The organism is Fructilactobacillus fructivorans (genome assembly GCF_001434095.1).
Classification (GTDB): domain Bacteria; phylum Bacillota; class Bacilli; order Lactobacillales; family Lactobacillaceae; genus Fructilactobacillus; species Fructilactobacillus fructivorans.
Map to the genome: position 1 here is coordinate 63,951 of NZ_AZDS01000005.1, position 21,742 is coordinate 85,692.

Sequence of the window (21,742 nt, forward strand, 5' to 3'; positions counted from 1 at the left end):
TCCCTCCTATTCAAAGATTATTCTTCTGAGAAAATCTTAATTTCATCAGAATCATCGGACAAAGTAACAATAGCCTTACGACGCTTCTTTGTGCGTCCTACATATTGTCCTTGTCGCTTTTTCTTACCTTTTACATTCATAATATTAACTTTAACAACTTTAACGTTAAAAATCTCTTCAACAGCATTTTTAACTTGAGTCTTAGTTGCTCGTACATCAACATCAAAAGTATATTTTTTGTCGTCCATTACATCGGTTGAAGCTTCAGTAACTACCGGACGTAAAATGATATCTCGTGCTTCCATTATGCGAGCACCTCCTCTACTTGAGAAAGAGCAGCTTTTGTAATAACAACCTTGTTACTGTTTAACACATCAAGTGTATTAACACTCTTGGCATTAATAACTCGTACATTCTCAATATTTCTTGCGGAACGTGCGGCGTTTTCATTGTTATCTTCCAAAACTACTAGTGTCTTAGTTGATGCGTCCAGTTTCTTTAAAAGATCTGATAAATCCTTAGTCTTTGGAGCCTTGTAGTCTAATGAATCAACTACTACTAAATCATCATTTGCAACTTTTTCAGAAAGAACTGATTTAACAGCTAATCTAGTAACCTTCTTTGGAAGGTGATATGCGTATGAACGAGTGGTTGGTCCGAAGACAACTCCACCGCCAACCCATTGTGGGGCACGAATAGAACCTTGACGAGCACGGCCAGTACCTTTTTGACGCCATGGTTTCTTACCACCACCACGCACTTTACCTCTGAATTTAACACCATTAGTACCTTGGCGTTGTGATGCTCTTTGCATTACGACAGTGTCGTAAACAACGTTTTCATTTGGTTCAACGGCAAAAACAGCATCGTTTAAATCAACCGTTCCTTGTTTACTACCGTCTTGTTTGTATAATGTTACGCTTGCCATCTACGGTTCCTCCTTTCTTATTTTCTTGATTCAATAACTGATGTTCTAACTGTTACTAATGATTTGTTTGCACCAGGAACATTTCCCTTGATTAACAATACGTTGTTATCAACGTCTGCATTAACGACTTCAAGATTTTGAATGGTAACTCGATTGTTACCCATTCGTCCTGGTAATTTCATACCCTTAACAACTCGGTTAATGATGACACCTAATGAACCGGGACGACGGTGATATCTTGATCCGTGGGTTTCAGGTCCACGACGTTGTCCGTTTTTATGGATGTTACCTTGGTAACCATGACCTTTAGTAGTACCCGTTACATCAACGACGTCACCTGGTTGAAATACATCAGCTTTAACTTTGTCTCCAACTTTGTAATCTCCCAAGTCAACATCTCTGATTTCACGAATGAAGCGCTTAGGAGTAGTTTTTGCTTTTTTAACATGACCTTGTTCAGGTTTATTGCTTAATACTGGACGTTTGTCATCGAATCCAAGTTGAATTGCATCGTAACCATCTGATTTGTTGTTCTTAACTTGTAAAACAACGTTAGGGGTTACATCAACAACAGTAACTGGAACGAGTTCACCGTTATCAGTAAAAACTTGAGTCATTCCGACTTTTTTACCTAAGATTCCTTTTTTAGCCATGAGTACACCTCCGATATTTTGTAATTATTATAGTTTGATCTCGATGTCAACACCACTTGGCAAGTCTAATTTCATTAATGAATCAACAGTTTTAGGTGTTGGGTTCAAAATATCAATTAAACGCTTGTGAGTTAACATTTCAAATTGTTCTTGAGCTTTACTGTACTTAAATGGTGATGCTAATACGGTATATAGGGCTCTGTCCGTTGGTAATGGAATTGGACCAGAAATAGTAGCACCAGTCCGTTGTGCAGTTGCCACAATCTTGTCAGCAGCTTGATCTAAAATACGGTGTTCATAAGCTTTCAAACGAATACGAATCTTTTCTTTTGCCATGTTTTTCCCTCCTTCGTCTATTTTCAAAATAAGACTAGCTCCGTGGAAATTACCGGCACATCCTCGCATGGCAAAGCGGCCGGGTGTGTCGCAACCTCCCACATCAAAGCTAAACATTGTACAATTTTGGGCAGTCTATCCCCCAAAACCAAGTACTTAACTATCATACCTGATATTCTTTGACTTTTCAAGGGTTCTCAGAATATTAGCAATAAAAAAAGTTCTAGAAACCATTTCAAATTTCTAGAACTTTTAAAGAAATTACTTTTCTTCCTTTTTGTTGTCGCCACCATTTTTCTTAATGATGTCTTCCTGAATGCTCTTAGGAACGGCACTGTAGTGATCAAAGCTCATTACAAATGTTCCACGTCCCTGAGAAGCGGAACGCAAATCAGTTGCATAACCAAACATTTCTGATAGTGGAACCATTGCATGGATATTTTGTGCTTTATCCTGGGCTTCCATACCCTCAACGTTTCCACGTCGAGCAGTAACTTGTCCCATGACATCACCCATGTATTCTTCTGGAACACGAATATCAACTTTCATGATTGGTTCAAGAATAACTGGATCAGCTTTTTTAGCAGCTTCTCTCAAGGCAATTGAAGCAGCAATCTTAAATGCAGCTTCACTTGAATCGACTTCATGATAACTACCATCATAAAGCTTAGCCTTCAGATCAATCAATGGATATCCAGCAAGGACACCATTTTCCATGGCTTCTTTTAGACCTTGTTCAACTGATGGAATGAATTCTCTAGGAACAACACCACCAACGATGGCATCGTCGAATTCGAATCCTTTTCCTTCGTCGTTTGGAGTAAATTCAATCCAAACATCACCGTATTGACCTTTACCACCAGACTGACGAATGAACTTACCTTCAGCTTTAACTGGTTTAGTAAAGGCTTCACGATAAGCAACTTGAGGAGCACCGATGTTAGCTTCAACGTTAAATTCACGTCTCATACGTTCAATCAAGATGTTCAACTGAAGTTCACCCATTCCGGCAATTAAAGTTTGACCAGTTTCAGGATTAGTTTCAGCTCTAAAGGTTGGATCTTCTTCAGATAACTTTTGTAAAGCATCATTCATCTTATCTTGATCAGCCTTAGTCTTTGGTTCAACAGCAACCTGAATAACTGGTTCAGGGAATTCCATTGATTCAAGATGTAAGGGATGATCTGGATCAGTCAATGAATCACCAGTGGTAGTATTCTTCAAACCAATTGCAGCAGCAATATCACCTGAGAATACTTCTGGAATTTCTTGACGATTATTGGAATGCATTTGAAGAAGACGACCAACACGTTCACGTTTACCATTAGTAGCATTTAAGACGTATGAGCCAGCCTTTAAAGTACCACGGTATACACGAATGTAAGTCAAACGACCAACGTATGGATCGGTAGCAATCTTAAATGCTAATGAGGCAAATGGTTCTTTATCATTGGCACGAATTTCAACCTTCTTATCGTCATCATCTGGGTCAAGCGCAGTGTAAGGACGAACATCAAGTGGAGATGGAAGATAGTCAACAACACCATCCATCAACATCTGAACTCCCTTATTCTTGAACGCAGAACCAGCGAATACAGGGTAAAAGTCAAGATTTAAGGTTGCACGACGAATTCCGGCTTTAAGGTCATCTTGTGAGATTTCCTTTCCATCCAAGAATTTTTCCATAATGTCATCATCAACATCAGCAACGGCTTCAATTAATGCATCATGACGCTTTTGAGCCTCTTCTTGCATATCAGCAGGGATTTCATCAACATCCCATTCTGATCCTTCTTTGTCTTCGTCATAGACGTATGCTTGCATGGTAATTAAATCAATAACACCAGTAAAGTCTGCTTCAGCACCAATTGGCATCTGAACAGCTTGGGCGTTAGCACCTAAACGATCGTGCAAACTCTTTACTGACATGTCAAAATCAGCACCCACTTTATCCATCTTGTTAATGAAAACAATTCGTGGAACAGCAAAGTCTGATGATTGACGCCATACGGTTTCAGTCTGTGGTTCAACCCCAGCTTGACCGTCTAAAACAACAATTCCACCATCTAGAACACGAAGTGAACGTTCGACTTCGGCAGTGAAATCAACGTGTCCTGGGGTATCAATGATGTTAACACGGTATCCCTTCCATTCAGCAGTAGTAGCAGCTGAAGTAATGGTGATACCACGTTCTTTTTCTTCTTCCATCCAGTCCATTTGTGAATCCCCTTCATGGGTTTCACCAATTTTGTGGATACGACCGGTATAGTACAGGATACGTTCAGTAGTAGTAGTCTTACCGGCATCAATATGGGCAACAATACCAATATTACGAGTTTTGTCTAACGGGAATTCTCGCTTGTTAGCCATTATTTAACTCCTCTCAATCATTCACAATTTCATTATTTTAAAAAAGTGGCTAAATCACTTTAGCCACCCACTTTAACAGTAAAAAAGCTAAAAGCTGATTACCAACGGTAATGTGCAAAGGCACGGTTAGCTTCGGCCATCTTGTGAGTATCCTCACGCTTCTTAACTGCTGCACCGGTGTTATTTGAAGCATCGATGATTTCTTTTGCAAGACGTTCAGTCATAGTATGTTCACCACGTAGTCTTGCATAGTTAACAATCCAACGTAAGCCTAAAGTAGTTCTTCGATCAGGACGAACTTCGATTGGAACTTGGTAGTTAGAGCCACCAACACGACGAGCCTTAACTTCAAGAACTGGCATAACGTTCTTCATTGCTTCTTCGAATACATCAACTGGGTCATTTCCAGTTTGATCTTTGATCATGTCAAATGCACCGTATAAAATTTCTGATGCAGTCCCTCTCTTACCATCTAACATCAAATGGTTAATTAATTTAGAAACCAATTTTGAGTTGTAGATTGGATCAGGAAGGATTTCTCTTTTTTGCACTTTCCCTTTTCTAGGCATGTAAAAGTCCTCCTCAATAATAACTTAATTAATTGTCTATTCCTTCGGTTTCTTAGTACCGTATTTAGAACGACCTTGGCGACGATCACTTACACCCGCAGTATCTAAAGCACCACGAACAACATGATATCTAACACCAGGCAAATCCTTAACACGTCCACCACGAATTAAAACAACACTATGCTCTTGCAAGTTATGTCCAATTCCAGGAATGTATGCAGTAACTTCAATCAAGTTAGAAAGTCTAACACGAGCGTACTTACGTAAAGCTGAGTTAGGCTTTTTAGGAGTCATAGTACCAACACGAGTTGCAACTCCACGTTTCTGAGGTGCAGGGTTTTGTGTGTTTTTCTTTTTGTAACTGTTATATCCGAAGCCTAAAGCTGGGGATTTTGATTTAGAAGTTCTAGATTTACGGCCTTTACGAACCAATTGATTAATTGTAGGCATCTAAAAAGTCCTCCCTTTCCTAATATAATATATTTTTTAAGTCCACACATCCAGGCGGTTCTTTTTTGAAGTTAAAAAAATCGCTTAGTTGTTTATAAGCACAATAAGTAGAATACCACGTAGAAAAAGACGTGTCAACAAGACTTCTCCTAGTTTCCGTACTTTTTGGTGGAGGTTTTATTATGCTAATTTATTGGTTTGTTGTAGGATCCATCGTTGGTTCCTTTTTAAACGTCATGGTGGAACGAACAGTTTCACACCAAAACTTCATCGTGGGACGGTCCCACTGTAGTCGTTGTCGAGTTACCTTAAAATGGTATGAACTCATCCCAATCGTTAGTTATCTGATTCAACTGGGAAAGTGCCGAAAGTGTAAGGTACACTTGCCATTTCACCTATTCTACTTTGAATGTACGACAGCTCTAACTTTTACATTATTTCCACCAATCAATTTAAGCAATGGCAAAAATTTATGCTTACTCTTATTAATTCAAATCTCAGCCACCTTCGACTTGTTAACCTATCACTTTCCATTGCCCAATTCGGTCATCTCACTCGCACTTGCCGTTACCATTTCTTCGCAGTCATTTGCCATCATTTTCCTTGAAATCTTGTGTTACTTGATTCTCATAATCATAAATCAACATGCTCATTTGATCGGAGATGGGGATTTAGATTTATTTTTGATTTTAACAATTGCTCACGGCATCCTTCTCACTAATCTCGTCATACTAATTGGCTCCCTTCTAGCCATTATCTATTCATTTATAATGACAAAGCACGTGATCGCGTTTGTTCCATTCATTTATACAGCCCTACTTATCGTATTAATCTAGTTTGCCAAAACCATAAAATTCAATTATTATTGCATTAATAACTAAAAGTCTAATATATTGCCGTAATGGGTCGGCTGTCTCTACTTGGAACCATAATTCCAAACTATTAGAACAAGACCCTAGACGACTGTACCTAGGGTCTTTTTGAATGGGAGAATAATTAATGAAAGAATTAGAAGATGCAATCAAAAATAAGGGTCAGGTCTTACCCGGCAACATTTTAAAGGTCAATTCCTTTTTAAATCATCAAATTGATCCAACTTTAATGTATGAAATTGGCAAGGAATTTGTGAAACGCTTTGCTGATGACAACATCACTAAGGTTATCACCGTAGAATCATCAGGAATTGCACCAGCGGTCATGACTGGACTAGTATTAGGTGTCCCGGTTATCTTTGCCCGAAAGAAGAAACCCTCTACTTTAAATGATGCGGCTTACTCCGCCGATGTATATTCATACACCAAGCAAAAAACAAATCGGATTTTCATCGAAAAGAAATTTATTTCACCTAATGATAATGTTCTAATTATTGATGATTTTCTCGCCAATGGCGAAGCAACCAAGGGGATGATTAAAATTGTAGAAGCTGCTCAAGCTCATCTCGTTGGGGTTGGAATCGTAATTGAAAAATCATTTCAACCTGGTGCTGATTGGATCACTAATCATGGAATTCATCTTGAATCATTGGCGAGGATCGCATCCCTTAATAACAATGAAGTTACGTTTAAAAAAGATTAATTCAATCAAAATATGTATCAAAAAAGAGCTCATCATATGATGAGCTCTTTTAGTTTAAAATCTAGTTTTTACTAGAATCTTTTTGTTGCATTTCTTTTTCAACATCACTTAAAGAAGTAACGCCCTTGGTAGAAGTCTTACCATCTTCTTCTGGTTCGATGTTTTCGTATTTTCCAACACCAGTTCCAGCAGGTAATAACTTACCAATGATAACATTTTCCTTCAAACCAACTAATGGATCAACCTTACCACGAATTGCAGCATCAGTAAGAACACGAGTGGTTTCCTGGAATGACGCAGCTGACAAGAAACTGTTAGTTTCAAGAGCAGCCTTAGTAATTCCAAGCAAGACTGGACGAGCAGTTGCAGGTGTTTTACCACTAATAACTGCGTCCTTATTACGGTCTTTGAAGTCATCAATGTCCATAAAAGTACCAGGTAAGATATCGGTGTCACCTGGGTCCATAACACGAACCTTACGTAACATTTGTCGTACCATGATTTCGGCATGCTTATCGTTAACTTCAACACCTTGTCTTCTATAAACTTCTTGAACCGCAGTTAACAAGTAAGTTTCAGTTGACAAGACATCACGAACTTTAAGCAATTCCTTAGGATCAATTGAACCTTCATTAAGAGGATCACCACGACGAACAGTGTCGCCTTCAGCAACTCTCATACGAGCCTTAATTGGAATCTTGTACTTTCGGGTATCGGACTTACCTTTAACGGTAACTTCTTTAATTCCTTCAGCAGGATCTTCTTCAATTAATTCAACGGTACCAGTAACTTCACTGATGATTGCTTTACCTTTAGGATTACGAGCTTCCATGATTTCTTGAACACGAGGAAGTCCTTGGGTAATATCAGAACTACTTGCAACACCACCAGTATGGAAAGTTCGAAGGGTTAACTGAGTACCAGGTTCACCGATCGATTGAGCGGCAATGGTACCAACAGCTTCACCAACTTCAACTTCGTCACCAGTAGCAAGGTTTCGACCGTAACACTTCTCACAAACACCGTGAGCTGTGTTACATGTAAATGCCGAACGAATCTCAACTGAATCAATGCCAGCGTCCACAATTTCTTGTGCAACATCTTCATCAATCATTTGATTCTTCTTAACAATTACTTTACCAGTCTTAGGGTTCTTAACGGTCTTCATTGCATTACGACCAAGAATTCGATCATACAATGGTTCGATCATTTCGTCACCTTCAGTAATGGCACGAACAACCAATCCACGATCAGTTCCACAGTCTTCTTCTCTGACAATAACGTCTTGAGCAACATCAACAAGTCGACGAGTCAAGTAACCAGAGTTAGCAGTCTTAAGAGCCGTATCGGTCATACCTTTACGAGCACCGTGGGTTGAAATGAACATTTCCAAGACTGAAAGTCCTTCCTTAAAGTTAGAAGTAATTGGCAGTTCCATGATTTCACCATTAGGAGAATCCATCAAACCACGCATTCCAGCTAACTGAGTAAAGTTAGAAATGTTACCACGAGCACCAGAATCACTCATCATAAAGATTGGGTTCTGAGGATCGAAGTTTTTCATCAATTTGTTTTGAATTTCGTCTTTTGCATCGTTCCAAACGTTAACAACTCGTTCGTAACGTTCTTGGTTAGTGATTAAACCACGACGGAATTGTTTAGTAATGGTATCAACTTTTTTATGAGCATTAGCAACAATTTCTGGTTTTTCTTTCAAATCAGTAATGTCAGAAATACCAACAGTTAAACCAGATTTAGTGGATTTGTCATAACCTAAGTCTTTAATTCGATCAAGCAGTTCGGAAGTTTCCGTAACTTGGTATTGACTGTAAACTTCAGCAATGATGTCACTTAGAAAGCCTTTCTTAAACGGTTTAACCAATTCAGCATTCTTTAAATGTTCATGGATATCCTCACCTGGCTTCAAGAAGTACTTGTCAGGAACGTATCCATGCAAGTTAGTTGAAGTTGGTTCATTAAGGTAAGTGAATTCCTTTGGCAAAATTCCATTAAAGATTACCTTACCAACCGTAGTTACTAAGATCTTACCTTTTTGATCGTCAGTAAATGACTTGTCAGGAAAAGCACTTGCTGGAATACCAATTCTGGTATGCCAATGAACTTTTCCATCACGGTACGCTAATTCAACTTCGTCTGGGTCGTTGAATATCATTCCCTCGCCTTCGGCACCTGCTTCTTCAAATGTTAGATAGTAGTTACCAATTACCATATCCTGTGAAGGAGTAACAACTGGCTTACCATCCTTGGGTGCCAAAATGTGTCCAGCAGCAGCCATTAACAATCTTGATTCGGCTTGAGCTTCATCAGATAGAGGAACGTGAATAGCCATCTGGTCACCATCAAAGTCAGCATTGTATGCAGCACAAACTAATGGGTGCAAACGCATTGACTTACCACTAACTAGGACAGGTTCAAAGGCTTGAATTCCAAGTCTATGCAAGGTAGGGGCACGGTTCAAAAGAACTGGATGTTCTTTAATTACATCAGGAAGAACTTCAAAGACAGCGTCATCTTGACGTTCAATCTGACGTTTAGCATTCTTGATGTTTGAAGCCAATCCACGTTGAACCAAAGCATGCATGATAAATGGCTTGAACAATTCAAGAGCCATTGATACTGGCAGTCCCATTTGGCTTAACTTCAAATTAGGACCAACATCAATAACTGAACGACCTGAATAATCAACACGTTTACCAAGCAAGTTCTGTCTGAATCGTCCTTGCTTCCCTTTCAATAAGTGAGAAAGAGATTTGAGTGGACGATTACCAGGACCAGCAACAGGACGACCACGACGACCATTATCAATCAAGGCATCGACAGCTTCTTGCAACATTCGTTTTTCGTTTTGAACAATGATGCCAGGAGCATTAAGGTCTAGCAAACGTTTCAAACGATTATTTCGGTTAATTACCCGACGGTACAAATCATTCAAATCAGAAGTGGCAAAACGACCACCTTCAAGTTGAACCATTGGACGTAAATCAGGTGGCATAACTGGAATTGCATCCATAACCATCCATGACAATTGATTACCAGAAGTAGCAAATTCTTCAAGAATGTCCAAACGACGAACCGCACGGGTTCTCTTTTGGCCAGTTGCCTTTTTAAGGGTATCCTTTAATTCTTTAACTTCTTTATCGATATCAACATCATTTAATAAAGTTCTGATCGCTTCCGCACCAATCTCAGCGTGGAAACGGTTTCCATATTCACGCTTCTTGTCACGGTATTCTTGCTCTGAAAGCAACTGCTTCTTCTCCATTGGTGTGTTACCTGGATCAGTAACAACGTATGAAGCAAAGTAGATGATTTCTTCAAGAGCTCTTGGGCTCATGTCAAGAACTAATCCCATTCGACTTGGGATACCTTTAAAGTACCAAATATGGGTTACCGGAGCGGCTAATTCGATGTGTCCCATTCGTTCACGACGAGCTTTAGAACGAGTAACTTCAACACCACAACGATCACAAACGATGCCCTTGTATCTGACACCCTTGTACTTACCACAGGCACACTTCCAATCCTTAGTAGGACCGAAAATTCTTTCATCAAACAAACCGTCTTTTTCAGGTTTTAGAGTTCGATAGTTAATTGTCTCTGGCTTTTTAACTTCCCCGTATGACCAACTCCGGATGGTTTCAGGTGAAGCTAAACCAATTTGCATACTTTTGAATTTATTAACATCAACCATTGGCGTACCCTCCTTTATTATTTATTGTCGTCATTTGTATCATTTTTTGAGTCAGCGTCAGATGAAGTTGGAGTTTGTTTGTCACTCTCATTCTTCTTTTCTTTGTCTTTCTCATTTTTTTCATCTTGTTTTTGAGCAAACTTACTCAATGCGTTTACGTTAACAACATCTTCGTCATCATCCATATCACGCAAATCGATTTGTTTGTTATCAGCATCCAGAACCTTCATATCAAGGCCTAATGCTTGTAATTCTTTAACTAAAACTCGGAATGATTCAGGAACACCGGGCTTTGGAATTGGATCACCCTTAACAATGGCTTCATAAGTCTTTACACGTCCTACAACATCATCTGACTTGTAAGTCAAAATTTCTTGTAGGGTATGAGCAGCACCATATGCTTCAAGGGCCCAAACTTCCATTTCACCAAAACGCTGGCCACCAAATTGAGCTTTACCACCAAGTGGTTGTTGAGTAACCAGTGAGTAAGGTCCAATGGCTCTAGCATGAATCTTGTCTTCTGCCATATGGTTAAGTTTCAAGTAACCCATGACTCCAACAGCAATTCGTTTGTCAAATGGTTCACCAGTTCTACCATCATATAGAACGGATTTACCATCAGCAGGCATTCCGGCTTCCTTCAAAGCTTGAGTAATGTCTTCACTACGAGCTCCATCAAATACAGGAGTAGCAACGTGAATACCAAGCTTCTTAGCGGCCATCCCTAAGTGCATTTCAAGCACCTGTCCAATATTCATACGTGATGGAACACCCATGGGACTTAGTAAAATGTCAATTGGAGTACCATCTGGCATGTAAGGCATATCTTCTTCAGGAATGATAACGGAAACGGTACCTTTGTTACCATGCTTACCAGCCATCTTGTCACCAACTTGAAGCTTACGTTTCTGGGCAATGTAAACTCGAACCATCTTGTTTACACCTGGCTTCAATTCGTCACCATTTTCTCTGGTAAAGACCTTAACGTCCTGAACAATTCCACCGGCACCATGAGGTACTCGAAGGGATGTATCACGAACTTCTCTAGCCTTTTCACCAAAGATAGCGTGAAGTAATCTCTCTTCAGAAGATAATTCAGTAACACCCTTAGGAGTTACCTTACCAACCAAAATGTCATTGTCATGAACTTCGGCACCAACTCTGATAATTCCATCTTCGTCAAGATCCTTAAGTGCATCTTCACCAACATTTGGAATCTCACGAGTCATTTCTTCAGGTCCAAGTTTAGTATCTCTAGTTTCTGATTCGTACTCTTCAATATGAATTGAGGTGTACGCATCATATTTAACGAGTCGTTCTGAAATAGTGATGGCATCTTCAAAGTTATAACCCTGCCATGTCATAAAGGCAACGGTTGGGTTTTGACCCAATGCTAATTCACCATTTTCCATTGCTGGACCATCCGCAATAATTTCATCAGCGTCAACGTGATCTCCAACTTTGACAATTGGGGTTTGGTTATAGTTCTTACCACCATTTGAACGCATGAACTTCATCAACTTGTAAGTATCTAAAGTTCCATTATCGCGTCGTACTCGAATTTCTCTTGCATCAACGTATTCTACAGTTCCAGGATATTTAGCAATCTTAGCAACTCCAGAATCATGAGCAGCTTGATATTCCATTCCAGTACCAACAAGTGGTGCATGTGGTCTAATCAAAGGAACCGCCTGACGCTGCATGTTAGCACCCATCAAAGCACGGTTAGAATCATCATTTTCTAGGAATGGGATACATGCCGTTGCAACCGCAACAACTTGTTTTGGTGAAACATCCATGTAGTCAACATTCTTTGAATTAGTTTCAACGTATTGTGACTTATCACGTGCCATAACTTGATCATCTTGGAAGGTAGCATCTTCATTTAATGGAGAGTTAGCCTGGGCAATAACGTATTTATCTTCGTCATTAGCGGTCAGATAATCAATCTTATCGGTAACTTTATGAGTAGTCCAGTCAACACGACGGTATGGAGTTTCGATAAATCCATACTTGTTAACCCGAGCATAACTCGAAAGTGAGTTAATTAGTCCAATGTTAGGACCTTCGGGAGTTTCAATTGGACAAATTCGACCATAGTGGGTGTAATTAACATCACGAACTTCATATCCGGCACGGTCTCTAGTGATACCACCAGGTCCTAAAGCAGATAAACGACGTTTGTGGGTTAATTCACCCAATGGGTTGGTTTGATCCATGAATTGTGAGAGTTGTGATGAACCAAAGAATTCCTTAACTGAAGCAACCACTGGTCTAATATTGATCAATTGTTGTGGTGTTACAGTTGAAGCATCCTGGATTGACATTCTTTCTCTAACAACTCGTTCCATTCGTGAAAGTCCAATTCGGAATTGGTTTTGCAGCAATTCACCAACTGAACGAACACGACGGTTCCCCAAGTGATCAATATCATCAATGGAACCAATTCCCTCTTGAAGATCAAAGAAGTAGTTAATTTCAGCTAAAATATCAGCTGGGGTAATGTGTTTGTAGTCCAGATCGATATTGTCATTACCAATGATAGGAACGACCTTATCAGGATCTGTGTTTGAATATACTTTAATTACTTGAACTGTCACTGGATCAGTAACAACCGCTTGGTCAGATGGATTAAAGGTGTAAGCCTTGAAATCTTTCTTAGCCAAGTATGGCTTCAATTTTTCCATCAGTCCCTTATCAATGACATCACCCTTGTTAGCAATGATTTCACCAGTATCAGGATCAGCTAAGGTTTCAGCCAATGCTAATCCCATCAAGCGGGTCTTCATGCTTAACTTTTGGTTAGTCTTGTAACGACCAACGGGAGCCATGTCATAACGTTTAGGATCAAAGAATCTTTGAGTCAATAAGTTTCTTGCTGATTCAGCGGTCTTGGGTTCACCAGGACGCAATCGTTCATAAATATCCTTTAATGATTCTTCAACACGGGAATCATCAGCATCTTTATGAACATCCTTTTCAAGGGTAAGTGAAAGACTATCGTTAGTCTTCCCAAAAATCTCAGTGATTTCATCATCAGAACCAAAACCAAGTGCACGAACTAATTCAGTCAAAGGAATCTTTCTTGTTCGATCGATTCGAACGTATGAAATGTTCTTAGCATCAGTTTCAAATTCCATCCAAGCACCACGGTTAGGAATTACAGTTGAGCTGTAAATTTCACGACCATTTTTATCGAGATCCTTGTGGTAGTAAACACCAGGTGATCGAACTAATTGTGAAACAATAACTCGTTCCGCACCATTAATGATGAAAGTCCCTTGGTCAGTCATCAATGGAAAGTCACCAAAGAAAACATCTTGGGTCTTGATTTCACCAGTTTCATGGTTCGTTAACTTAAGAGTAACGTGTAATGGGGCTGAATAATTTGCCTCATGAGCACGTGCTTCATCAACCGTGTACTTAGGTTCCAATAGTTTATAATCAACGAAGTCTAATGAAAGCTTCCCTTGAAAATCCTCGATTGGCATAATATCTTTAAACATTTGACGCAAACCTTCGTCTAAGAACCAGTTATAAGAATTAGTTTGAATCTCAATCAAATTTGGAAGATCCAATACTTTCTTAATTCTGGAATAACTTCTACGGGTCCTGTGTTTTCCGTACTTTACAATGTGTCCTGCCAAGTTATTCACCTCTCCCTAAAATTCTACGAAAAGAAATGTTACGTTTTTGTTACAAATAGCCATTTTTCAGGTTTTTGAGCAAAAAAAATCCAAAAATAAGATTAAAATCTTACTTTTGGTTCTTATAAACGCCATCACGGACAATAGATCGCAACGACTCATTTCAATTCCCAGTTACATACTCTATACATAATACAAAGAATCCCTGATAATGTCAAAGAATATGCACCAAAAATCCCAGTAAATTTTTACTGGGATTTTTTTACGTTATTTACTTAAAATTTCTTCTTTTGGATTCTTAACATCACGTTTATTAATCGTGATCTTATTCTTATGGGCTCCAATGGTGATCTGGTCACCAGGTTTGAATTTACCAGCAAGTAAATCTTCACTCAATGGATCTTCCACCTTATCTTGTAGTGCTCTCCGAATTGGTCGTGCACCATAAGTTGGATTGTACCCAACTTCAGCAACCAAATCAATGGCAGCAGGTGTCATCCGAACTTTGTAACCCATTCCATCAGCTCGATTGAGTAAGTCTTGCGACATCAATTTCACGATACGGTGAAGTTCTGATTTAGTCAAAGAATGGAAGACAACCGTATCATCAATTCGGTTCAAGAATTCTGGTTTGAAGAATTTCTTCAACTGATCTTGAATGGTAGCCTTCATTGCAGCATAGTCGTCATCCGACTTTTCGGCCGCAAATCCAACGGTGTTCTTGTACTGAAGTTCAGTAGCTCCAATGTTAGAGGTCATAATGATAACAGTATTTCGAAAGTCAACCTTTCGACCTTTAGCATCAGTCAAGTATCCATCGTCTAGAACTTGAAGTAACAGGTTAAAGACGTCAGGATGAGCCTTCTCAACCTCATCAAGTAAAACAACTGAGTAAGGATGCTTTCTAACCTTTTCAGTTAGTTGACCACCTTCGTCATATCCAACGTATCCAGGAGCAGATCCAACCATTCGACTAGTTGAGTACTTCTCCATGAATTCACTCATGTCAACACGAATCATGTCATCTTCTGAACCAAACATTGCTTCAGCTAAGTCCTTAGCAAGTTCAGTCTTCCCAACTCCAGTTGGTCCAAGAAACATAAATGATCCAATTGGACGATTAGGATCTTTAAGTCCACTTCTTGCACGACGAATTGCTCGGGCAACAGCTGAAACGGCCTCGTCTTGACCTACCACTCGTTCGTGCAAAATCTTTTCCAGATTTACCAAACGTTTCTTGTCAGACTGTTTCAAATGAGTAACTGGAATTCCAGTCCATTCGGAAACAATCTGTGCAATGTCTTCAGCATTTTCCTTCAATCGATAATTATGCGTCTTGTTAGCATCATTTTCTTTAATTCTTTGTTTCTGAGTTAAATCAGCAATTTCCTTCTGCAATTTCTGTTCTTGCTTCCGAATTGAAACTGCATCTTCAAAACGTTGTTCTTCAATTGCTTTGTCCTTGTCGTTCTTAACGGAACTTAACTTAGACTCAGCATTTGCCAACTTGTCATCTTTACCAGTTGAATCAAGTCTAACCTTAGCAGCACCTTCATCCATTAGATCAATGGCCTTGTCAGGTAGATAACGATTGCTGATGTATCGACTAGATAAATCAACAGCAGCATTAATAGCATCATCAGTAATCTGAACATGGTGATGTTCCTCATACTTAGGACGTAATCCCTTAAGAATCTTACGAGACTCATCCTTACTTGGTTCTTCAATTTCAACCGTTGCAAATCGACGTTCCAAAGCTTCATCGGATTCAATGTACTTTTGATATTCATCAAGTGTGGTAGCGCCCATTACTTGAACTTGACCTCGAGCAAGGGATGGTTTCAAAATGTTTGAGGCATCAACTGATCCCTCAGTACCACCAGCACCAATTAGGGTATGCAATTCATCAATAAATAGAATTACATTTCCACTATCTTCAACCTCTTTTAGAACCTTCTTCAAACGATCCTCAAATTGGCCACGATACTTAGTGCCAGCAACTAATGATCCCATATCAAGTTCCATGACACGTTTATTTTGCATATCAGCCGGAACCGACTTACCAACGATCTTTTCCGCTAAGCCTTCAGCAATGGCAGTTTTACCGACTCCGGGTTCACCAATTAGAACCGGATTATTCTTAGTTCTTCGACTCAAGACTTGAATTACACGCCGAACTTCTGAAGTACGTCCCACAACTGGATCAAGCTGATTATCACGAGCAGCTTTGGTTAAATCACGGGCAAGTGAATCTAAGGTTGGGGTATCACTTTGTTCTGAATCATTATTAGAATTAGTATCAGAAGCCATGTTAGTGTCTGCAACTCCCATCTTTCGGATAGTTACTTTCCGAACTTGTTCCGGGCTAACGCCTAAGTTAGTCAAAATTCTAGAAGAGAGCATTGCATCATCACTAGTCAAAGCTAGCAAGATATGTTCAGTGCCCACCTTAGTTGCTCCATATTGTTTCGCAATTTTCCCAGCTAAGGCTAGAATTTCCTTCATTTTTGGTGAATATGGCAAGTAAGTGTTGCCATCAACTTTCAAGTTGCCATATCCAGCTAACTGCTCAATTTCTTCTCTAACGTCTGCCTCGCTGACAGCGAGTTGTTGAAGAGTCTGATAAGCAATCCCATTCTTTTCAATTGTAAGTGCCAACAACATGTGTTCGGTTCCAACAGCTTGGTGTTGAAAGCTTTTTGCTTGTTCTTGGGCAATTACTAAAACGTTTTTTGCACTAGGGGTAAATAAATTATGCATATGCAAATCTCCCTTCATTTCTCTTCAAATCATAATCCACAATTAAACTAACACTCATACTTAAGCCGGTAAAGTAAAGCCTCCAAAACGCTCGCTCTAACCTGATACTCCATTGTCTGATCAGGCAAACTGATTGCTTCCTTCTTCAAGATAGCTGCAATCATGTTCTTCTCTTTTTCGGTAATAACTCCATTAGCATACAAGGTAGTTAAAATTGATTCTTCATCTTTTTCAGAAATTTCATCACCAATTGAGTCGATCAAACTATCTAAGACATCCGAATTATCCATTAAATTGATTTTTTCAATTCTGATATAGCCACCGCCACCACGTTTGCTTTCAACTAGATAACCATTCCGCAAGGTAAATCGAGTTTTGATTACATAGTTGATCTGTGATGGTACCACATCAAAATGATTGGCAATATCTGACCGACGAATCTCAACTCGCTCTTGATCGTTGTCACCCAGCATATCCTTTAAATAATCTTCAATAATGTCTGATATATTACGGCTTGCCATAAACTCATCTCATCTCTGACTAATGTTGACTATTATTATACAAAGAAGAATCGTAAATTCCAAGTAAATGCTCTTGTAAACGAACGTAATAAAAAAATCGGGAAAACAAGATTCGAACTTGCGACCTCCACGTCCCGAACGTGGCGCTCTACCAAGCTGAGCTATTTCCCGATGCGTAAACATTAAAATGTGAGTATATATAAAAATCGGGAAGACAGGATTCGAACCTGCGACCCCCTGGTCCCAAACCAGGTGCTCTACCAAGCTGAGCTACTTCCCGATGAATGCACCTAGTAGGAGTCGAACCTACAACCTTCTGATTCGTAGTCAGACACTCTATCCAATTGCGCTATAGGTGCATAAAATATTTAGAAGTTCACTAATTACCAGCGAACAAATAATATTATACCAGAGACTAGCACTTTTGGTAAAGAAAAACAAAAAAATAACTAGAAATATCTAGTTATTTTTACCACCACAATAAAATCGCCACAACTACGATGATTGTAACCACTAAAATTGAGATGTAGGTCCAATCATTTTTGAGATTCGAGCCATTCTTTACGTTAATGCGAATGTCATGACGCTTAGAAATGTGTTTTTTATTATTCAACTTTGGATCATCAATAATCCTAAGAAAGGTTTGTTGGGCTGATTTGCCCTTAGGATGCTTAAACTTAAAGTACTGTCCGTCCGGTTTAAGAAAGCTGCCGTCCACATCATCCTGCGCATAAATATCAATGATATTGAGTAACTGCTTTTTCAGTTTAGGATCAAGAATTGGAGCCGCTAACTCAACCCGATTATCCATGTTCCTAGTCATTAAATCAGCCGACGAAATCCATAACTTAGAATCATCATTAGTGAAGAAACCGTAGATCCGACTGTGTTCCAAAAACTCACCAACAATACTTGAAACCACAATTTTTTCTTTCTTACCACAAATTCCTAACTTGAGACAACAAGCACCTCTAACTACCAATCGGAACGGTACCCCAACGCGAGCGGCATCATAGATAGCTGAAATAACTTCCACATCGGTTAAAGAATTAATTTTTAGAAAGACAGCACCTTTCCCAGTTTTTAGGTAACTTTCTTTCACTTCTTGAATTCCATCAATCACCTGATCCTGAATTTGGTGAGGAGATGCGGATAAAACTTGATAACTCGGTTGAGCGGCATCCGGGGCCTGTAAGTAATCAAAGAACTTGGATAAATCTCTGACATAATCATCTTTACTGGTAAAGAAGCTCAAATCAACAAATCCCTTGGCAGTTTGCATGTTATAGTTCCCAGTTCCAACCTGAATGTACCCTTGAGGATGCTCACCCTCTTTAGTTAAGACTAAACAAGTCTTACTGTGAACCTTCATGTCCTGCTTTCCAAAAATGACATGAACCCCAGCGTTTTTTAGCTTTTCAGTGACTTTTAAATTATTTTTCTCGTCAAACCGAGCTCTCAGTTCAACCACTACGGTAGTCTTAATCCCCTTTTGAGCAGCTTTAGCTAATAAATCAACCACTTCAGAATGCTTTGAAACCCGATATAGTGTTTGCTTAATAGCAACGGTCTTGGGACTCTCAACGGCTTCCCTTAAGAACTGTAAAAACTGACTAAACGAATCATAAGGATACTGAATCAACAGATCCTTTTGATCTAGGTAAGCAAGCATTGATTCTGAATCAGACCAGGTCCGTGGATTGAATTTAGCATAACAATATTCGGGATAGTCAGGGGAATACTTACTAACAATCTCAAAAAGATAAGTTAGATCAACGGGTCCAGGGATTTTAAAAATGGCATCTTCGCCAAGATTGAATTTGGAAATAAAATCACGCAAAAAGTCATCATCGGTATTACCATCAAATTCTTCAACTTCAAATCTAGTTACTTTTCCCTTTTCACGATCAACAAGGTACTGACGCATTCTAGAAATGGTTTCAAAATTATTATCTTCTTTTTCAACGTCTAAAGTAGCATCAAGATCACGGGTAACGCGAAAGACGACCGTACCTGTAATTTCTTTTCCATTAAATAACCGTTTTAAGTTGTGATTAATCAGGTCCTCTAACAAAATATAAGTATCAATTCCATTGGATTTTACTGGAACCAATCGATCAAATTTAAGTGGTACTGGAATAATCCGAATGACTTTTTTGTCGTCACCCTTAACTAATACTCCAATTGCAATTTGTTTATTGGAGAGAAATTTCAGAGTGTAATTCTTATCAAATTCCTTGAAAGCCAGTTCTGGCTGAATGTTTTTAATAAAATATTGATTAGCTTTGTTTTTTTGCTTGTCGTCCAAATCTTCATATGATTCGATCGAACAAATATCCTTTTCTTTCAATTCACGATTAAGTTTATCGTAGTCATGATATTGAATCTGGAAGTTTTCATTATTGCGGGTATGAATCTGATTTAGAATCTGACTGTAGTGAAGGCCGGACTTTTTTTCGACCCCATTATCACTTAATTCCATCTGACCCTGAATACTTGGTACCCGAACACTATAAAATTCATCTAAATTGTTGGACCCAATTGCTAAAAATTTTAGTTTCTCTAGGAATGGTGTGACCGTCTCAGTAGCTAAATTAATCACTCTTCGATTAAATAATGTCCAGCTCAAATCCCGGTTATAGCATGAGTCAACGTATTCTTCATTTCTTTTCATGTTATTTCAAATCCTTAATAAATGTGTGATAATCCATCTCCACTTGTTTCATATACTCATTTGCAAATTCAATAAATGACTTTTTAACCTTATCACTATTTTTTAAATAACCAATGATCATTGGAAAGGTTGGAGACTGACTGTGTGCCCGTGCTAACAAGATGACACAAACTAGCACGTAATCTTTAAATGCATCTAAATCTAACTTGTTAAGGTTTACTGAACCTTTCATATCCTTAAACTGACGTACGTAATAACTCTTGTCTTGGGTATTAAACCAACCCAAAAACGGATCCGATGCCGTTTGAAGGATCAACTGACAATCCACAATGTTCTCACCCAACGAATCGTTCTTATTCATTCCAATTACGTTATTTTTATAAATCGGAAGGGCTTGTTTAATCTGTAAGACCAGATAATTATTGTTAGCATCCTCCAATAATACCAAGAAGCATAGCGTCCCTACACTTCCAACACCAACACTATGTCTCACGATGTCAACAATTTGAAAATTGGAAAGAAAGAAACGAATGTCACTTTTAGTATGATTGTAGTAACGATCAAGACCATCACTAATTTTTTGATAATCTTTCTTACCAATGTGAACCGTCACCGGTTCATTATCAATAAATCGCCGTTCGCCATTTGAAAGTACCGTTGTATACTTCTCAACAGCATAATCAGAAGTACTTCTAAGAGCTTTGTTAATGCTTTTAGCGGTGATTTTTTGAAATGACTTCTTAAAGTGTTTTTCGCCATCTTTCAGCGTACCAAAGATTTTAGAAATATTTCTAATGGAATTAGGAAGTGTAAGTTTATCCATGGCTGGAATTTCCGTCATTCTCACTAACGCGCTGCGATAGGTATCGAGCACGTCCCTTAGAAACGGATTAACCTCATTTTCAATATCAAATCCTTGTTGTTTAGCAACAAGCAAGGCACTTACCATAAAACGTAGAAGATCATCCTCAAAATGGCCAACGTGTGATTCATCAAAATCATTTAAATCAAACAAAAGTTGGTGTTCTGGTGAACCATAAAAACCAAAGTTACCTAGATGCGCATCACCAGCAATCAGCAGATTAATATCACTCATTGGGATACGCTCTAAGTCATGATTCATGAGTTCCACGCTTCCGCGATAAAACGAAAATGGATTCTTAGCCATTCGTTCACGCTTCAACCCAAGTAAACCACTTAGTAACAACGAATCTCTTTCGGTTAAGATCGGTTTAATGTCTCGCTTTTTAGCTTTGAAATTTCGCATTGCTTCCATGTTGGCATCATTACTCATTTTTTCGCCAGCATGAATTAATTGATCATCGTTCATTGAAACGTCATTAAGTAAAGCACTGACGTTGTTCAGCCCATAAGGCGACTTTTTCTCGAGTTTCATCTTGTTTCTCCTTGGATTCTAAATCTACGTCTGATCAATTATGTTGATTACGTTATTCATATTCTACACGGGACCTTAACGTTAAATCAACTTATTATGGATATCACAATATCAATTCAGTTCTATAGTATCGCTGTTTTGGTGGCATTTC

Annotated in this window: 15 protein-coding genes, 3 tRNA genes and 1 riboswitch; of the genes, 2 read left to right on the plus strand and 16 right to left on the minus strand. The window is 38.9% G+C overall.

The genetic code is table 11. The features are described 5' to 3' along the window. Window positions 1–17 precede the first annotated feature (17 nt). The 7 genes from rplW to rpsL form a co-directional block, all read right to left on the minus strand. On the minus strand, window positions 18–305 hold the full coding sequence (gene rplW / locus FC73_RS05810; RefSeq protein ID WP_010022712.1) for a 50S ribosomal protein L23: 288 nt from the start codon (window positions 303–305) through the stop codon (window positions 18–20). Further along, window positions 305–928, minus strand: coding sequence for a 50S ribosomal protein L4 (rplD, locus tag FC73_RS05815; RefSeq protein ID WP_010022710.1), 624 nt, complete (start codon window positions 926–928; stop codon window positions 305–307). The genes rplW and rplD overlap by 1 nt, the downstream gene beginning before the upstream one ends. Before the next feature lie 17 nt (window positions 929–945). Further along, entirely contained in the window at window positions 946–1,581 is a 636-nt protein-coding gene (gene rplC / locus FC73_RS05820) for a 50S ribosomal protein L3 (RefSeq protein ID WP_010022708.1), read from the minus strand. Window positions 1,582–1,608: 27 nt separating this feature from the next. Continuing rightward, window positions 1,609–1,917: a 30S ribosomal protein S10 gene (gene rpsJ / locus FC73_RS05825; protein ID WP_010022707.1), complete on the minus strand. Its 309-nt coding sequence runs from the start codon at window positions 1,915–1,917 to the stop codon at window positions 1,609–1,611. Window positions 1,918–2,178: 261 nt separating this feature from the next. After that, the gene (fusA, locus tag FC73_RS05830) at window positions 2,179–4,287 is read right to left on the minus strand and encodes an elongation factor G (RefSeq protein ID WP_010022706.1); all 2,109 of its coding nucleotides are present in this window, start codon (window positions 4,285–4,287) and stop codon (window positions 2,179–2,181) included. Between the two features lie 98 nt (window positions 4,288–4,385). Continuing rightward, on the minus strand, window positions 4,386–4,856 hold the full coding sequence (gene rpsG / locus FC73_RS05835) for a 30S ribosomal protein S7 (protein ID WP_010022705.1): 471 nt from the start codon (window positions 4,854–4,856) through the stop codon (window positions 4,386–4,388). Window positions 4,857–4,892: 36 nt separating this feature from the next. Next, the gene (rpsL, locus tag FC73_RS05840) at window positions 4,893–5,306 is read right to left on the minus strand and encodes a 30S ribosomal protein S12 (RefSeq protein ID WP_010022704.1); all 414 of its coding nucleotides are present in this window, start codon (window positions 5,304–5,306) and stop codon (window positions 4,893–4,895) included. A 182-nt stretch (window positions 5,307–5,488) separates the two neighbouring features. On the opposite strand from rpsL, the gene FC73_RS07175 reads away from it, so the two are divergent. Together FC73_RS07175 and FC73_RS05850 are read left to right on the plus strand one after the other, a co-directional pair. Further along, on the plus strand, window positions 5,489–6,142 hold the full coding sequence (locus tag FC73_RS07175; RefSeq protein WP_010022703.1) for a prepilin peptidase: 654 nt from the start codon (window positions 5,489–5,491) through the stop codon (window positions 6,140–6,142). 30 nt (window positions 6,143–6,172) lie between these two features. Beyond that, a riboswitch (purine riboswitch) is annotated at window positions 6,173–6,268 on the plus strand. 37 nt (window positions 6,269–6,305) lie between these two features. Beyond that, window positions 6,306–6,881 (plus strand): xanthine phosphoribosyltransferase, encoded by a 576-nt coding sequence (locus FC73_RS05850; protein WP_010022702.1) that lies wholly within the window; start codon window positions 6,306–6,308, stop codon window positions 6,879–6,881. Window positions 6,882–6,942: 61 nt separating this feature from the next. Here the strand turns inward: FC73_RS05850 and rpoC are convergent, their stop codons facing one another. The 9 genes from rpoC to FC73_RS05895 all read right to left on the minus strand — a co-directional run bounded on the left by rpoC (window position 6,943) and on the right by FC73_RS05895 (window position 21,591). Continuing rightward, a complete protein-coding gene (gene rpoC, locus FC73_RS05855) occupies window positions 6,943–10,593 on the minus strand; it encodes a DNA-directed RNA polymerase subunit beta' (protein WP_056936302.1) in 3,651 nt (1,216 codons plus the stop codon). A 17-nt stretch (window positions 10,594–10,610) separates the two neighbouring features. After that, a complete protein-coding gene (gene rpoB / locus FC73_RS05860) occupies window positions 10,611–14,249 on the minus strand; it encodes a DNA-directed RNA polymerase subunit beta (protein ID WP_081454164.1) in 3,639 nt (1,212 codons plus the stop codon). Between the two features lie 258 nt (window positions 14,250–14,507). Beyond that, the gene (locus FC73_RS05865; protein WP_010022696.1) at window positions 14,508–17,000 is read right to left on the minus strand and encodes an ATP-dependent Clp protease ATP-binding subunit; all 2,493 of its coding nucleotides are present in this window, start codon (window positions 16,998–17,000) and stop codon (window positions 14,508–14,510) included. A gap of 47 nt (window positions 17,001–17,047) precedes the next feature. Beyond that, the gene (locus FC73_RS05870) at window positions 17,048–17,521 is read right to left on the minus strand and encodes a CtsR family transcriptional regulator (RefSeq protein WP_010022695.1); all 474 of its coding nucleotides are present in this window, start codon (window positions 17,519–17,521) and stop codon (window positions 17,048–17,050) included. Window positions 17,522–17,618: 97 nt separating this feature from the next. Then, a tRNA-Pro gene (locus FC73_RS05875) sits at window positions 17,619–17,692 on the minus strand. 35 nt (window positions 17,693–17,727) lie between these two features. After that, window positions 17,728–17,801: transfer RNA gene (locus FC73_RS05880), tRNA-Pro, on the minus strand. Between the two features lie 5 nt (window positions 17,802–17,806). Further along, window positions 17,807–17,880 (minus strand) — tRNA-Arg (locus FC73_RS05885). A gap of 110 nt (window positions 17,881–17,990) precedes the next feature. Next, window positions 17,991–20,195 carry a polyphosphate kinase 1 gene (gene ppk1, locus FC73_RS05890; RefSeq protein WP_010022694.1) on the minus strand — a complete coding sequence of 735 codons (2,205 nt, stop codon included), beginning with the start codon at window positions 20,193–20,195 and terminating at the stop codon, window positions 17,991–17,993. Between the two features lies 1 nt (window position 20,196). Then, complete coding sequence (locus FC73_RS05895; RefSeq protein ID WP_010022693.1) at window positions 20,197–21,591, minus strand: DUF2252 domain-containing protein; 1,395 nt, start codon at window positions 21,589–21,591, stop codon at window positions 20,197–20,199. Window positions 21,592–21,742 lie beyond the last annotated feature (151 nt).

What these genes read in the sequence shown, in the direction of transcription:
- FC73_RS07175 (WP_010022703.1), top strand. Translation starts at nt 5,489, where the DNA reads ATGCTAATTTATTGGTTTGTTGTAGGATCCATCGTTGGTTCCTTTTTA.
- FC73_RS05870 (WP_010022695.1), bottom strand. Translation starts at nt 17,521, where the DNA reads ATGGCAAGCCGTAATATATCAGACATTATTGAAGATTATTTAAAGGAT.
- rpsG (WP_010022705.1), bottom strand. Translation starts at nt 4,856, where the DNA reads ATGCCTAGAAAAGGGAAAGTGCAAAAAAGAGAAATCCTTCCTGATCCA.
- rplW (WP_010022712.1), bottom strand. Translation starts at nt 305, where the DNA reads ATGGAAGCACGAGATATCATTTTACGTCCGGTAGTTACTGAAGCTTCA.
- rpoC (WP_056936302.1), bottom strand. Translation starts at nt 10,593, where the DNA reads ATGGTTGATGTTAATAAATTCAAAAGTATGCAAATTGGTTTAGCTTCA.
- FC73_RS05850 (WP_010022702.1), top strand. Translation starts at nt 6,306, where the DNA reads ATGAAAGAATTAGAAGATGCAATCAAAAATAAGGGTCAGGTCTTACCC.
- rpsJ (WP_010022707.1), bottom strand. Translation starts at nt 1,917, where the DNA reads ATGGCAAAAGAAAAGATTCGTATTCGTTTGAAAGCTTATGAACACCGT.
- ppk1 (WP_010022694.1), bottom strand. Translation starts at nt 20,195, where the DNA reads ATGAAAAGAAATGAAGAATACGTTGACTCATGCTATAACCGGGATTTG.
- rplC (WP_010022708.1), bottom strand. Translation starts at nt 1,581, where the DNA reads ATGGCTAAAAAAGGAATCTTAGGTAAAAAAGTCGGAATGACTCAAGTT.
- fusA (WP_010022706.1), bottom strand. Translation starts at nt 4,287, where the DNA reads ATGGCTAACAAGCGAGAATTCCCGTTAGACAAAACTCGTAATATTGGT.
- rpsL (WP_010022704.1), bottom strand. Translation starts at nt 5,306, where the DNA reads ATGCCTACAATTAATCAATTGGTTCGTAAAGGCCGTAAATCTAGAACT.
- FC73_RS05895 (WP_010022693.1), bottom strand. Translation starts at nt 21,591, where the DNA reads ATGAAACTCGAGAAAAAGTCGCCTTATGGGCTGAACAACGTCAGTGCT.
- rplD (WP_010022710.1), bottom strand. Translation starts at nt 928, where the DNA reads ATGGCAAGCGTAACATTATACAAACAAGACGGTAGTAAACAAGGAACG.
- FC73_RS05865 (WP_010022696.1), bottom strand. Translation starts at nt 17,000, where the DNA reads ATGCATAATTTATTTACCCCTAGTGCAAAAAACGTTTTAGTAATTGCC.